At 56.9% G+C, this 12,631-nt stretch carries 11 protein-coding genes; 4 read left to right on the top strand and 7 right to left on the bottom strand.

From position 1 onward, the window contains the following. Window positions 1-306 precede the first annotated feature (306 nt). Complete coding sequence (rapA, locus tag K0I31_RS02330; RefSeq protein WP_220079762.1) at window positions 307-3,213, top strand: RNA polymerase-associated protein RapA; 2,907 nt, start codon at window positions 307-309, stop codon at window positions 3,211-3,213. 136 nt (window positions 3,214-3,349) lie between these two features. Further along, entirely contained in the window at window positions 3,350-4,234 is an 885-nt protein-coding gene (locus tag K0I31_RS02325) for a DUF3530 family protein (RefSeq protein ID WP_220079761.1), read from the top strand. Window positions 4,235-4,281: 47 nt separating this feature from the next. Here K0I31_RS02325 and K0I31_RS02320 read toward each other — a convergent pair whose 3' ends face one another. Further along, window positions 4,282-4,779: a YqhA family protein gene (locus tag K0I31_RS02320; protein WP_144199921.1), complete on the bottom strand. Its 498-nt coding sequence runs from the start codon at window positions 4,777-4,779 to the stop codon at window positions 4,282-4,284. A 171-nt stretch (window positions 4,780-4,950) separates the two neighbouring features. Beyond that, the gene (locus K0I31_RS02315; protein ID WP_220079760.1) at window positions 4,951-5,760 is read right to left on the bottom strand and encodes a crotonase/enoyl-CoA hydratase family protein; all 810 of its coding nucleotides are present in this window, start codon (window positions 5,758-5,760) and stop codon (window positions 4,951-4,953) included. 404 nt (window positions 5,761-6,164) lie between these two features. Between K0I31_RS02315 and K0I31_RS02310 the strand changes: the two genes are divergently transcribed. Both K0I31_RS02310 and K0I31_RS02305 read left to right on the top strand, forming a co-directional pair. Then, entirely contained in the window at window positions 6,165-7,160 is a 996-nt protein-coding gene (locus tag K0I31_RS02310) for a response regulator (RefSeq protein WP_011864259.1), read from the top strand. Between the two features lie 13 nt (window positions 7,161-7,173). After that, window positions 7,174-8,145, top strand: a complete 972-nt coding sequence (locus tag K0I31_RS02305) for a GGDEF domain-containing protein (protein ID WP_220044081.1) — start codon at window positions 7,174-7,176, stop codon at window positions 8,143-8,145. A gap of 77 nt (window positions 8,146-8,222) precedes the next feature. On the opposite strand, the gene rraB is transcribed toward K0I31_RS02305, so the two are convergent. The 5 genes from rraB to K0I31_RS02280 all read right to left on the bottom strand — a co-directional run bounded on the left by rraB (window position 8,223) and on the right by K0I31_RS02280 (window position 12,577). After that, window positions 8,223-8,630, bottom strand: a complete 408-nt coding sequence (gene rraB, locus K0I31_RS02300; RefSeq protein ID WP_220079759.1) for a ribonuclease E inhibitor RraB — start codon at window positions 8,628-8,630, stop codon at window positions 8,223-8,225. A gap of 24 nt (window positions 8,631-8,654) precedes the next feature. Beyond that, window positions 8,655-9,389 (bottom strand): 1-acylglycerol-3-phosphate O-acyltransferase, encoded by a 735-nt coding sequence (locus K0I31_RS02295; protein WP_220079758.1) that lies wholly within the window; start codon window positions 9,387-9,389, stop codon window positions 8,655-8,657. A gap of 235 nt (window positions 9,390-9,624) precedes the next feature. Further along, entirely contained in the window at window positions 9,625-10,416 is a 792-nt protein-coding gene (locus K0I31_RS02290; RefSeq protein ID WP_220079757.1) for a metal ABC transporter permease, read from the bottom strand. 60 nt (window positions 10,417-10,476) lie between these two features. Continuing rightward, the gene (locus K0I31_RS02285) at window positions 10,477-11,388 is read right to left on the bottom strand and encodes a metal ABC transporter solute-binding protein, Zn/Mn family (RefSeq protein ID WP_220079756.1); all 912 of its coding nucleotides are present in this window, start codon (window positions 11,386-11,388) and stop codon (window positions 10,477-10,479) included. After that, complete coding sequence (locus K0I31_RS02280) at window positions 11,372-12,577, bottom strand: hypothetical protein (RefSeq protein ID WP_220072941.1); 1,206 nt, start codon at window positions 12,575-12,577, stop codon at window positions 11,372-11,374. The genes K0I31_RS02285 and K0I31_RS02280 overlap by 17 nt, the downstream gene beginning before the upstream one ends. Window positions 12,578-12,631: the final 54 nt, after the last annotated feature.

The following is a 12,631-nucleotide window of genomic DNA, read 5'->3' as shown; positions in this document are numbered from 1 at the left end:
TAGCCTCCTTCTCTGTCAGTATAGTGACGCGCAATAAAGCACTTAGGGATTAAATCCATACTGACACCAAAATCTCACGGCTTCAACGGAAACTTGTCCAGAAAATCGCCCGACCCAATTCGAGACTGGTGGCCTAAAATGACATTAAGATGACAAGGCGGGCGGCGGCCGATCTGATTGGATAATTTGTAATCTAATTAGTATTTTTAACGAGGCAATTACGGGTCAGATATGTTCGACATCATAGTCTCGATTGGATAACATACGCGCCCTTTCGTGATTCACCCTGTAGATGAGAATTTGTAAATGCCCTTTTCCTTAGGTCAACGTTGGATTAGTGATACCGAATCGGAACTCGGTTTAGGTACTGTCATTGGACTCGAAGGCCGTATGGTCACCCTGATGTTCCCCGCCACTGACGAAAACCGCATGTTTGCCCGCGACGATGCCCCGCTAACCCGAGTGATCTATAACCCTGGCGATATCATTGAGAGTCACGAAGGATGGAGTCTCAAGGTCAGCGAGATCGAAGAGAAGAACCAGCTGGTGATCTACCACGGTATCCACACCGAGACCGGCGAAGAGGTCAGCCTCAGAGAGACGCTGCTTAACCACAATATTCGTTTCAACAAGCCCCAAGACAGACTGTTTGCCGGCCAGATCGACCGTCTGGACAGATTCGGCGTGCGCTATCAGAGCCAGCTGCTGCGTCATAAGCTGGCCACCTCAGATCTGCTGGGCCTACAGGGTCCTCGCGTCGGCCTGATCCCCCATCAGCAGTGGATTGCCCATGAAGTGGGCCAGCGCTTCGCGCCGCGCGTCTTATTGGCGGACGAGGTGGGCCTGGGTAAGACCATCGAAGCCGGCCTGATCATCCATCAGCAGCTGCTGACCGGCCGCGCCGAGCGTATCCTGATCATAGTGCCAGACACCCTACGCCATCAGTGGTTGGTGGAGATGCTGCGCCGTTTCAACCTGCGCTTCTCTGTGTTTGATGAAGACAGATGCGTCGAGGCCTACGCCGACCACGACAACCCCTTCTACACAGAGCAGCTGGTGATCTGTTCACTCGAGCTGCTGCGTAAGAAGAAGCGCCTGGATCAGGCCCTGGATGCCGACTGGGATCTCATGGTGGTCGACGAGGCCCACCACCTGGAGTGGACCGAAGAGGCGCCGAGCCGCGCCTACCGCGTGGTCGAGGCCCTGAGTGAAGTGGTGCCCGGCGTGCTGCTACTGACCGCCACCCCGGATCAGCTGGGCCACCAGAGCCACTTCGCCCGTCTTCGTCTGCTGGATCCAGACCGTTTCTACGACTATCAGGCCTTCCTCAAAGAGGAGGAGAGCTATAAAGAGGTGGCCAGCGCCGCCGATGCTCTGGCCAGCGGGAAGCGTCTGCCCGACGAGGCCGTTGCCAGCCTGACCGAGCTGCTCAACGAGAAAGATATCACCCCGGCGCTGCGTCTGATTGAAGATGAGAGCGTCGATAACGAACAACGCGACCAGGCCCGCAGCGAGCTGCTGCAGGAGCTGTTAGACAGACACGGCACCGGCCGTGTGCTCTATCGCAACAGCCGCGCCTCGGTGAAGGGCTTCCCGACCCGTATCTTCAACGCACACCCACAGACCATGCCGGCTCAGTATGAGACTGCCGCCAGGGTGTCTGACATGATGGGTGGCCAGACAGATCTGACCGCCAAGGTGAAACAGGCCCTGAGCCCAGAGAAGCTATATCAGGCCTTCGAGAGTGATAGCGCCAGTTGGTGGAAGTTCGACCCTAGGGTCGACTGGCTGATCGATTTCCTTAAGAACCATCGCAGCAAGAAGGTGCTGATCATCGCCAGCCAGGCGGAGACCGCCCTGAGCCTGGAAGAGGCCCTGCGTACCCGTGAAGGGATTCAGGCCACCGTCTTCCACGAAGGTATGTCTATCATAGAGCGCGACAAGGCCGGCGCCTACTTCGCCCAGGAAAGCGGCGGCGCCCAGGCACTGATCTGTAGCGAAATCGGATCGGAAGGTCGTAACTTCCAGTTTGCCAGCCACCTGGTGCTGTTCGATCTGCCGCTGAATCCGGATCTGCTGGAGCAGCGCATCGGCCGTCTGGACCGTATCGGTCAGGCCAACGATGTCGAGATCCATCTGCCTTACCTGGCCAACACGGCCCAGGAAAACCTGATGAACTGGTACCACAAGGGACTGAACGCCTTCGAGCAGACCTGCCCTACCGGCCATATTCTGTTTAACGAGTTTTCCGAGGAGCTGCTGACCCAGCTGGTCTACCGCGACGAAGACAAGTTCACCCAGCTGCTCAACCACACCCAGAGCCGCTACAAGGCGCTGAAGAAGGCGATGGAACAGGGCCGCGACAAGCTGCTGGAGATCAACTCCCATGGCGGCGACAAGGCGCAGAAGTTGGTGGAGAGTCTGGCGGCCCGCGATCAGGACACCCAGCTGATCGGCTCTGTGATCCGCCTGTGGGATATCATAGGCGTCGAGCAGGAAGACAGCGGCGAGAATGCCATAGTGTTGCACCCGAGCGAGCACATGATGTTCCCGACCTACCCGGGTCTGCCGGAAGATGGCATTACCGTCACCTTCGACCGCGAGATGGCGCTGTCACGCGACGATATCGCCCTGATCACCCAGGAGCACCCGCTGGTGCAGACGGGGCTGGATCTGATCACCTCTTCCGAGACAGGCACCACCAGCGTCGCCGTGCTCAAAAACAAGGCACTACCTGCGGGCACCATCTTCTTGGAGCTGATCTATATGGCCGATGCCTCGGCGCCGCGCTCGAGCCAGCTCTACCGCTACATGCCACCGACCCCGGTACGCGTGCTGCTGGACAAGAATGGCAACAACCTGTCGCAGAATGTCAGCTACGAGAGCTTCGACAAGCAGCTGAGCGCGGTCAACCGCCATATCGCCAGCAAGCTGGTGAATGCCTCGCAGACCCTGCTGCATCCGCTGTTTGCCAAGGGTGAGGAGTTTGCCCTGGCGGCGATGAAGCAGCTGACCGAAGAGGCCAGCAACAAGATGACCCAGCAGCTCACCGCAGAGCTGGAGCGACTGGAGGCCCTCAAGGCGGTCAATCCCAACATTCGTGACGAGGAGCTGGAGCACCTGAGAAATCAGATGGTCGAGCTGGGCAACTACTTAGATGCCTGTCAGCTGCAGCTAGACGCCGTGCGTCTGGTACTGGTCAGCCACGCCTAATCTGCCCTTAGCGCTACACCTCTTCCACTGGCACCGACTTCTAGTCGGTGCCTGCTTCTTCTGCATTTTATCGCCAATGGCAAGCACTTAGGCTTATACTGACGCCATAGCCAAAGTAAACGCCCAATGACTTTAGATGCCGATGACTCTACGCGCCACACAGCTTAGCCTCTCCCTGCTCGCTCTGATGAGCCTGACCCTAATTCCCGCTATGGCCATAGCCCAGCGCAGTGCCACGCCGGATTATGATTACCTGCCGCCTGCCGAGGTGGAAAAGATCACCCTAGGCGATGCTGAGCAAGCTGTATTGGTGCGTCCCTGGCAGGGGCGAAATCAATATGGTGCGGCAGTCTTATTAGGAGATTTAGGCGAGGACGCCGACCCTGAGGGACTGCTAGCCTTTCTCAGGCGCGAGCTGACGCCCAAGGGCTGGGCGACCCTCAGCATAGGCGCGCCCCAGGGTGCGGCGCAGCCTAACCATATTACTGATGCCGGTGAGATCCCTAAGCCGGGCGAGCAGCAGCTTAGCCAGAAGAGTAATCAGAGTCTGCCTAAATACAGCCAGGAGGAGTGGGCGGCGCTGCGGGAGCAACAGAAGACGGTGATGAGTCAGACCCTGGGTCAGCTAGACTCTCTCGGCAAGAGTTATCCAGGTAAACGCATACTGATAGTTACCGGCCAAAGCGCCGGCCTGGTTATCGAGATGCTGACGGCTGCAACGCTGCCGAGCCCAGATCTACTGGTGGTGATCAACCCTTATCTTGAACAGGATGAGGAGAATCGCGATCTGCCGGGCAAGCTGGCCAAGCTGGCGCTGCCGGTACTGGATATTCAATCGCCGGACGGACTGCCCGCCTCGCTGGCGACCCAGAAGGCCCGCAAGGCTCTCTCCCCCATGGGGGAGCCGCTGCGTTATGAGCAGCAGCGATTGGCGTTAAACCTGGATCAGCCCAGCGCCTGGCAGGATGTGCTGACCCTGGTGCAGGGCTTCGCCCAGCGCATCCTGCGGGCCTATCCATAAAGCTTGGGTATCTAGTCCCTTACTTCTTGTCTTTTACTTCTTGCCTTTTACTTCTTGTCTTTACTCAACATCAGGGCCAGGGCGATCAGCACGACGATGACGCCCATGTAGAGCAGCTCGAGCATTGAGGTGGGCTTCATCTCGGTAAAGTAAGAGAACACCTTGATGATCAACATCATAAGAATCACTTTACCCAGCTTACTCTTGAGCGAGTCTATGCTGCTGATCACCAATATCTTACCGCCAGCGACACTGTCTTCCGCCGCCTGCAAGTTACTGATAAACAGCTCATACAGGCCGAAGGCGAAGATGAGCAACACAGAGCCCAGCAGGAAGGTATCTAAGATCTCGACCACCACCATCACAAGATCGTTGCGCACCTCGTAGCTGCCGGTCAGCACATAGTCCCACAGCAGGGCGACCATGTGGACCACGTCCTTCACCCCCATGATAAACACCACAAAGGCCGCTAGCACACAGGCAAACACCCCTATCATCACAGAGAGGCGGCTACTCCAGAGAAATCGTTCGAACCCTTGTCGCATTATCATGCTTTCCTTAATCAAAAATTTGGCAGCGGGATACTAGCGGGCCTCAGGGGCTTAGTCGCGCCTGGGGAAGCGGAGTGTGAAGCAGATCACATTGAAAATTACTTATGACTCATTCGCTTAGCCGCGACATCTCTATGTCGCCGTCCTTAGCGATAAGGGTTCTGGTTAGCGCCACCAGGGCTGACGCGGCCGGTAGCGCCGCTCGGGATCTTTGGTCTGACGCAGGGCGGCAATCACCCGGTTCTTACCCAGCAGCAGGCGTACCTGACTCAAGGATTCCCGGGCCAGCAGGCTGCGCTCACCGGCGCGCCAACTCTTATTGATGCTGAACTTGATCGCGGCGTTAGCATCGGGGGAGGTATTCGCCAGCCTCAAGGCCAGCACCTCGGCGGCCTCGCGCGGCGCCTCACTCACCTGGGTCACTAGGCCATAGGCCTTGGCCTGCTCGGCATCGATCACCTCGGCGGTCATGGTGAGCTGCATGGCCACATCCTTACCTACCAGCTCCCGCAGGCCGACCAGGCCGGCCATGTCGGGCACCAGGCCCCATTTGGCCTCCATGATAGAGAGGCGGCAGTCTGGCGCAGCGATACGCATGTCGGCCCCCAAGGCTATCTGAGTGCCGCCGCCATAGCAGATCCCCTCGAGCACGCAGATCACTGGCACGGGCAGGCGGCGCCAGCCGATGGAGACCCGCTGCGCCAGGTTGGCATTGCCCGGCAGCCATTTAAACAGCAACTTAAACGCCTGCAGGGGTGACTTCATCACGCTGGCCACATCCAGCCCGGAGCAGAAGTTGCCGCCACTGCCACTGAGGATCACCGCCCGCACGTCTCTGCGCCCGGCGATAACCTTCTGCACCTTCACGATAGAGTCGAACAGCGCATAGTTGAGGGCGTTGTACTTTTCCGGCCGTGACAGTTCTACCCAGGCAATGCCTTCGACTATGGTCAGGGTGACGTGGGGATGTTGCATTCCTTTACTCCTCAATCGCTGCAGGTAAACTCTGCTACTGGTCAGTCCAGAAGGAATGTAACACATTTGGCAAATATCCCTAAAAGATATAACATAAGTCCGTTTTTTGACTGGCGTCAAAATATTGCCACTTAAGAGTTTACGGTTGTTAATCAAGCTGATAGATAATAACCTTTGGGCAAAGCTTGTCATATACCTCCGCCGACATACCCGGCGACCCGGCCTGGATGCCTGGGATTGGGGTAGATGCCCCGGCAAAGAGACCAACTGCAAGTCCCATTAAACCCTGTCGTTACCACAGACAAAACCGATGAAAACTGCCTCAGGACGAAGCTTTTAGCCACCAAGCAAGTGATTTGGTGTTATCTTCTAATAATGAAGGCAGATTAGGATGTTATAACTAGATGTCGATTCCCGTACTCATATGCGATGACTCCGCACTCGCTCGCAAGCAGATGGCCAGGACCCTGCCCAAGGAGTGGGATGTCGAGATCACCTTTGCCAACAATGGTGCCGAAGGTATCGAGGCGATCAGGGCCGGCAAGGGCGAAGTGGTGTTTCTCGATCTCAATATGCCTGTCATGGATGGTTACGAGGTACTGGAGACGATTCAGAAGGAAGATCTACCCGCCCTGGTGATTGTGGTCTCCGGCGACATTCAGATCAAGGCCCACGAGAAGGTGAAGGCTCTGGGCGCCCTGGACTTTATTCAGAAGCCGGTGAGCGCCGATGCCATCAGCAATATCCTCCAGGAATACGGCATACTCACCATAGCCCTGGGCGAGCAAGACAACGACAACCCCATGATAGAGGTGGATCTGCGCGACGCCTGCCAGGAGGTCGCCAACGTGGCCATGGGCCGCGCCGCCGATCTGCTGGCCAAGCTGCTGGATGTCTTCGTGCTGCTGCCAATCCCTAACGTCAACGTGCTGGAAGTCAGCGAGCTCACCATGACCCTCAAGGCCACCGAGCGTTACAGCACGGTTTCGGCCCTGTGCCAGGGCTTTATCGGCGCTGGCGTGGCCGGCGAGGCGCTGCTGCTGTTTCACGACTCCTCCTTTCAGGATATGGCCAAGCTGATGGGACTCGCTAATCCCGAGGATGCCAACACAGAGATCGAGGTGATGATAGACACGGGCAACGTGCTTATCGGCGCCTTCCTCAGTGGTATCTCGGAGCAGCTGCACATGAAATTCAGCCAGAGCCATCCCGTGGTGCTGGGGCGTCACTGCACGGTAAACGACCTTATCCACGACAACTCGGAAAAATGGTCCCGCACCCTGGCGATGGAGATCAACTACCGCATCGAAGGCCATGATATTCAATGCGATCTCCTGCTGCTGTTTACCGAAGACTCTTTGCCGACGCTTAACTATAAGCTGGGCTACCTGCTGGATTAAGTTGGACCAAGATATGCCATATGACCAAAGCGCAATGAACGAACTCCACTGGCTAATCGATATGGTGCAGACCATAGAGGTGGGCCTGGTCGTGCTGGATCGCGACTACAACATCCAGCTCTGGAACGGCTTCATGGAGAACCATAGCGGCATCTCACCCAACTCCATCAAGGGCAAGAATCTGTTCGATCAGTTCGACTACCTGCCAGCCAACTGGCTGAAGCAGAAGATGGAGTCTGTGTTTCTGCTCAAGAACCGCGCCTTCATCAGCTGGGAGCAACGCCCCTATGTGTTTAAGTTTGGCAACTATCGCCCCATCACGGGCCGCGCCGACTTCATGTACCAGAATGTGACCCTATTGCCCCTCTCCTCCCTCACGGGGCAGATCACCCATATCAGCATGATCATCTATGACGTCACCGATGTGGCGATCAACAAGCTACAGCTCAAGGCCGCCAACGAGCGCCTGGAGCATCTGAGCCAGACAGATGGACTAACCCAGCTGCACAACCGCCGTCACTGGCAGCTGTGTATGCAAAAGGAGTTCGACCGCCATGCCCGCTACGGCGAGCCCACCACACTGGTGATGTTCGACATAGATCACTTCAAACGAATCAACGACACCTATGGCCATATCGCCGGTGACAGGGTGATCCAGCATGTCTCCCATATCCTGCGTCAATCCCTTCGGGACACAGACTGCGCCGGCCGCTACGGCGGTGAGGAGTTCTCCGTGGTGCTGTCAAACACCAATGCCGAGGCTGCACTGCATTTTGCCGATCGCCTGCGGGAGAAGATCGAGGCCTCTGAGCTGAGATTCGAGAGCGCCATCCTCAAGGTGACGGTGAGTATCGGCATCTGCGGCATAGACGAGCACCTGAGCAACAGCGCCCAGTGGCTAGGCCAAGCCGACAGCGCCCTCTATCAGGCCAAGCAGAAGGGGCGTAACTGCTGCGTCATCTTCAATCCCGATGAAGCCGAATAGGGTCAAACCCAAGCTGTGACAGATACGAAAAAGCCCATCTATGATGGGCTTTTTGCTCGATGCGAGATACGCGAAGATTAATGGAAACGAGAGTCTTCCTCTTCGTACTCCTCGTCGTCATCTTCCATCTCATCGCCGATGAAGTAGGTGCCCCAACCGTCGTAATCCACCTTGAGCTTAGCCGCCAGTTGGATCAGATCTTCACAGGCCTTGTCCAGCAAAGCCACGTCGAGTTTGTGGTAGGCGATGGCGTCGAAACAGAAGAGTACTGAGCCATCTTCCAGCTCCATCTCTTCGGCATCGTTCACCTCGAAGCCCATCTTAAAGGCTTCCACCGCCGCCTTCTCCAGATGGTCGAAGTTAGAGGCCGAGAAGTGGTGTTCTATGGTGTATTCGGCATCTGGCTCAGAACCATCGGCAAGAATCGCATCCACGATCTCCTGGTTTTCCTGTTTCTGTTCCTGCAGCTGACGTTCTGTAGACATGGATCTCTCCGAATAAAAATGTTCTTAATTAATTGCTTTCTTGGCCATCAGGGCGCTGGCTTCCTGATTAAGCTGGGCCAGTTTTTCCGCCATCATGGCATGAATCCGGGTAGAAAGCTCTTTTACCTGAGACTTAGCCAGGCCTTTGGTCTCTATGGGATCCATCACCTCGATGATCACCACGCCGTTGTTCCAGCGGTTGAGCTTAATATGTTCCTGATTCGAGGCCAGCACAGGCACCATGGCGACACCCGCCTCGATGGCGGTATGAAAGGCGCCAGCCTTAAAGGGCAGCAGCCCCTTGCCCCGTGAGCGTGTGCCCTCTGGGAAGATCCAGATAGAGAGGCACTTATCTTTAATCTTCTTCGCCGTCTGTGCCATGGTCTCGAAGGCGCGGTTACGATTTTTACGGTCGATCAGTATGTTACCCGACAGCCAGTAGATCTGGCCGAAGAAAGGGATCCAGGCCAGGCTCTTCTTGCCCAGGCTAACTGTGCCCTTTGGCACGGCGGCCGTATGGGTGAACATGTCGAAATTGTTCTGATGGTTGGCTAGGAAGATACAGGGCTCGCTGCGCTCCACCTTGGGCTTGCGCACCACTACCTTGACCCCCAAGACTGGCGCGGCCCAGGAAAAAATCTTAGCAAACAGATGAACATTGTCTCTATGACGGGGGCGCAGCACACAATAGAGGCCACCGAAGACAAAGGCCAACAACAACATGATGGCTAAGATCAGAGATCTGAAGATTAACAGCACAACTTACTCCTGTGATTTCAGTGGCGACATTATAGCAGCAGGCCTTTTGACTTACACCTGTCGTCTTAGGCCCCTAGCAGCCTTACAGGATACAGGGCAAGTGTTAACGATATAAGTCATGGAATTAACAGTAGAAAAACATCACCGCAATCAAATACAGCTAAGAAAAAAGCGGGCGGGAACCTGTTGCCCCCTACCCGCTCAACTCACAAGTGCGTCGTTTTTATCGACTTTTCTAGTTAGCCTCGACCTTTGTAATCGAACTTTCTCTAAGTAGTCTGGGTTGCAGCAGACGAAACGCTATCGTGCTGACCGCCAGGGTCGCCACGATCGCTGCGCCGCTAGGCAGATCGAAGCTGGCCGATAGCAGCAGACCTATGCCATAGCCCAGCAAGCCCACCAGGTAGGCCAACGGCCACTTACCCTTGCCGCGCAGCTTGTTGACCGCCAGTGCCGGCAAAATCAGCGAGCTGAACACCAGATAGACGCCCACCAGCTCCACCGACAGGGTGATCACTAAGGCAAACAGCAGATAGAAACCGGCGCCATTGAGTATGGCGGGGCGCAGCGCGATGATCGCCAGCACCAGGCCAGACACCACAGCCGGTAGGATTAACTGTGACCAGTTCACCCAGAGAATCTGCCCAGACATCAACTGCTTAAGCATCTCTGCGCCGTGGGGGTCATTGGACAGCAAGAGCATGGCCGCCACCGCCGACAACACATAGAAGCAGCCGATGATCGCCTCCAGCTCGTCGGCCATCCGCTTGGCCAGCCAGGCGATAAACCCAGCGCCCAGCAGGGCAAACAGAGCCGGCATCCAGACCGTGGCATAGGGCAGATGCTCCAGCTCATGGTTAGTGTGGGCAATAATCGCCCCCAGCGCCGCCACCTGGGCGATCGCCAGGTCGATGAAGATGATGCCCCGCTTGAGCACCTGACTCCCCAGCAAGACATGGGTCGAGAGCACCAAGATCCCCGCGGCGAAGGCAGGGAGTAGAATTGATAAGAGATCGAGATCAAACATGATTAAGTACCAAAAAGCGAACAACGGCGCCCGCAATGAGGGCGCCGGATCTAAACCAGGCTAGCGATTCACGCCCAGCAACAAGTGGATAACGCTGTCGTACAGGCCAAAGAGGTCCTGGGCGTCATCGTTGCCACCGACCGACATAGGCAGATTCACCACCGGCAGGCCGGTGCGCTCACCGAGCCAGTTGGCGCCGCGCTCATCCTGATAGGAGGCGACAATAATCGCCATCACATCGCCCTGCCCGGCGCGCCCCTGCAGGCTGGCCAGGTGCCCCGTGCTTGGCGGCAGGCCAGGCTTAGGCTCGAGATCCCCCACCTGCTCCATGCCCAACCAGTTAAACAGGTAGCGGAAGCTGGTGTGATAGGCGATCACCTTCTTGCCCTTAAGCGGCGCCGCCTGTGATTGCCAACGGCCAATCGCCGCCTGCCAACGCTGGCTGAAATCGGCCAGGGCCGACTCGTAGGCCGCGCGATTGTCCGGATCCAGCGACACCATCTTGGCCGACAGCGCCTTAGCCACCTCGAGCAGACGCTCAGGGTCGAAGTGCAGGTGTGGATTGCCCTGAGCATGGACATCGCCCATGCTGCGATCCACCTGGGCCAGCTTATCCAGGGTCTGAGTATGCTCGGCGGCATAGAAGAGCCCCTTGTCGGTCGAGCGCACCTGGGCGTTAGCCGACTTCATCTGCAACATGGGCAGCCAGCCCACCTCGAGATCGGCACCGGCACAGACCGCCAGATCCGCCTGGCGCATCTTGGCGATCAGGCTGGGTCTGGCCTGCACCTGATGCGGGTCCTGCATCGCCGTGGTCGCGGCGTAGATCTTAGCATCCGGTGCCAGCTCCTTGGCCAAGGCGGCATATTCAGGCTCGCAGGCGAAGATATTCAATTTCGCCTGTGCACCACAAGCAAAGCTCAGTGCCAGCGCCGCAACGCCAGCTTTTAAGTAGTTAGAATTGATGCGCACCGTGAGCCCCCAGAGTCATAACATATTGAAGAGTAATGACGTTATCATCTGTGATGCCGTCAAAGTTAGTGCCTTGCTGATTAGTATATTGCAGGCGCACGGTGGAGAAGTGGCTGTGATGCCAGGCCAGGCTCACCTCAGTCTCTTTCAGCTTCTGGGCATCGAAGTGCTCATCGTGCATCAGGTGCGTATCGACCTGACCGTAACGCAGACCCGCCGACCAGTTTGGCGAGAACTGATACACAGAGCTTAGATACCAACCCGTGTGGGCATCCGGCTTAGCGGTATCATGATCGTCGACCGCCTCGTGGTCATGGTCGTCCAGCGGCGCATAGTCGCTCACACGGAAATACTCGCCGCTCAGGGTCAGATGCTGATACTTGTAGTTGCCCTGGGGCGCCCACTTGTAGACGAAGTCCGCCATATAGGTGTTCTCACCCGTGTATCTGGCGGCATGGCTATGATCATGGCCATCCTCGGCCACCACGGCTTCTTCATGCTCCTCATGGGCGGTGAGACGACCGTTTTCGTTACGCAGATAACTCAGACCCAGCTGCCAGGAGCTGCTGACGCCGATATCTCCACCCAACTTAGTGTAGGCGGTGTAGACGCCGACGCTCTTAAATTCGCGCTCGCCGTGTTCATCTTCGGCGCGCATGCTATCACCCTTGAAAGCCTCGACGCCCATGCTCCAGTAGAGATCGGTAGGCGCGACATAGTCCAGACGCACACCGTCATCGAAGTAGTGACTGCCCAGGAAGGCGCGATAGGCCGCCGGACGATCGGAGAAGGCATCGCTGTGCACATGCTGATTGTTAAGGTAACCCACATCCGACAGGAAACGACCGCCGCGCATCGACAGACCATAGGGCATCGCCAACGTCTGAATGAAGGCCTCTTCGAGTCCCACCTCGGTCTCGCCATCGTGCACCTCGATCACCGAGGTCAGCTTGCCGTAGAACATGTCGTCGATGTTGGCGCTGAGCGCCAGCTCTGTGTGGCCCAGGCCAAAGCCCTCGACACGCTCAGACATTGGGCGCTCGGCGTTTTGATAGTAACCGTCGAGCACCGCACTGATGGCAGGGTTAGTCAGGCTAGGATCCGCCGCGAAACTTAGGCTTGGCATTAGGCTAGGCAAACAGGCACAGGCAAGTGCAACCGCCGACAGGCGGGCATTGAAATTCATCATAATGTCTCCAAAAAACAGCTAAACGACTCCGCCGCCAATGGGGCGCAGAGTATT

Source organism: Shewanella spartinae (assembly GCF_019457555.1).
In the GTDB taxonomy this organism is placed as follows: Bacteria; Pseudomonadota; Gammaproteobacteria; order Enterobacterales; family Shewanellaceae; genus Shewanella; species Shewanella loihica.
Note: the sequence above shows the minus strand (reverse complement) of the source record. Positions and strands in the feature narration are given on the sequence as shown.

Excerpts from the sequence above, each read along its gene's own strand:
- K0I31_RS02325 (WP_220079761.1), top strand. The coding sequence starts at position 3,350 with ATGCCGATGACTCTACGCGCCACACAGCTTAGCCTCTCCCTGCTCGCT.
- K0I31_RS02310 (WP_011864259.1), top strand. The coding sequence starts at position 6,165 with ATGTCGATTCCCGTACTCATATGCGATGACTCCGCACTCGCTCGCAAG.
- rapA (WP_220079762.1), top strand. The coding sequence starts at position 307 with ATGCCCTTTTCCTTAGGTCAACGTTGGATTAGTGATACCGAATCGGAA.
- K0I31_RS02320 (WP_144199921.1), bottom strand. The coding sequence starts at position 4,779 with ATGCGACAAGGGTTCGAACGATTTCTCTGGAGTAGCCGCCTCTCTGTG.
- K0I31_RS02305 (WP_220044081.1), top strand. The coding sequence starts at position 7,174 with ATGCCATATGACCAAAGCGCAATGAACGAACTCCACTGGCTAATCGAT.
- K0I31_RS02315 (WP_220079760.1), bottom strand. The coding sequence starts at position 5,760 with ATGCAACATCCCCACGTCACCCTGACCATAGTCGAAGGCATTGCCTGG.
- K0I31_RS02290 (WP_220079757.1), bottom strand. The coding sequence starts at position 10,416 with ATGTTTGATCTCGATCTCTTATCAATTCTACTCCCTGCCTTCGCCGCG.
- K0I31_RS02280 (WP_220072941.1), bottom strand. The coding sequence starts at position 12,577 with ATGATGAATTTCAATGCCCGCCTGTCGGCGGTTGCACTTGCCTGTGCC.
- rraB (WP_220079759.1), bottom strand. The coding sequence starts at position 8,630 with ATGTCTACAGAACGTCAGCTGCAGGAACAGAAACAGGAAAACCAGGAG.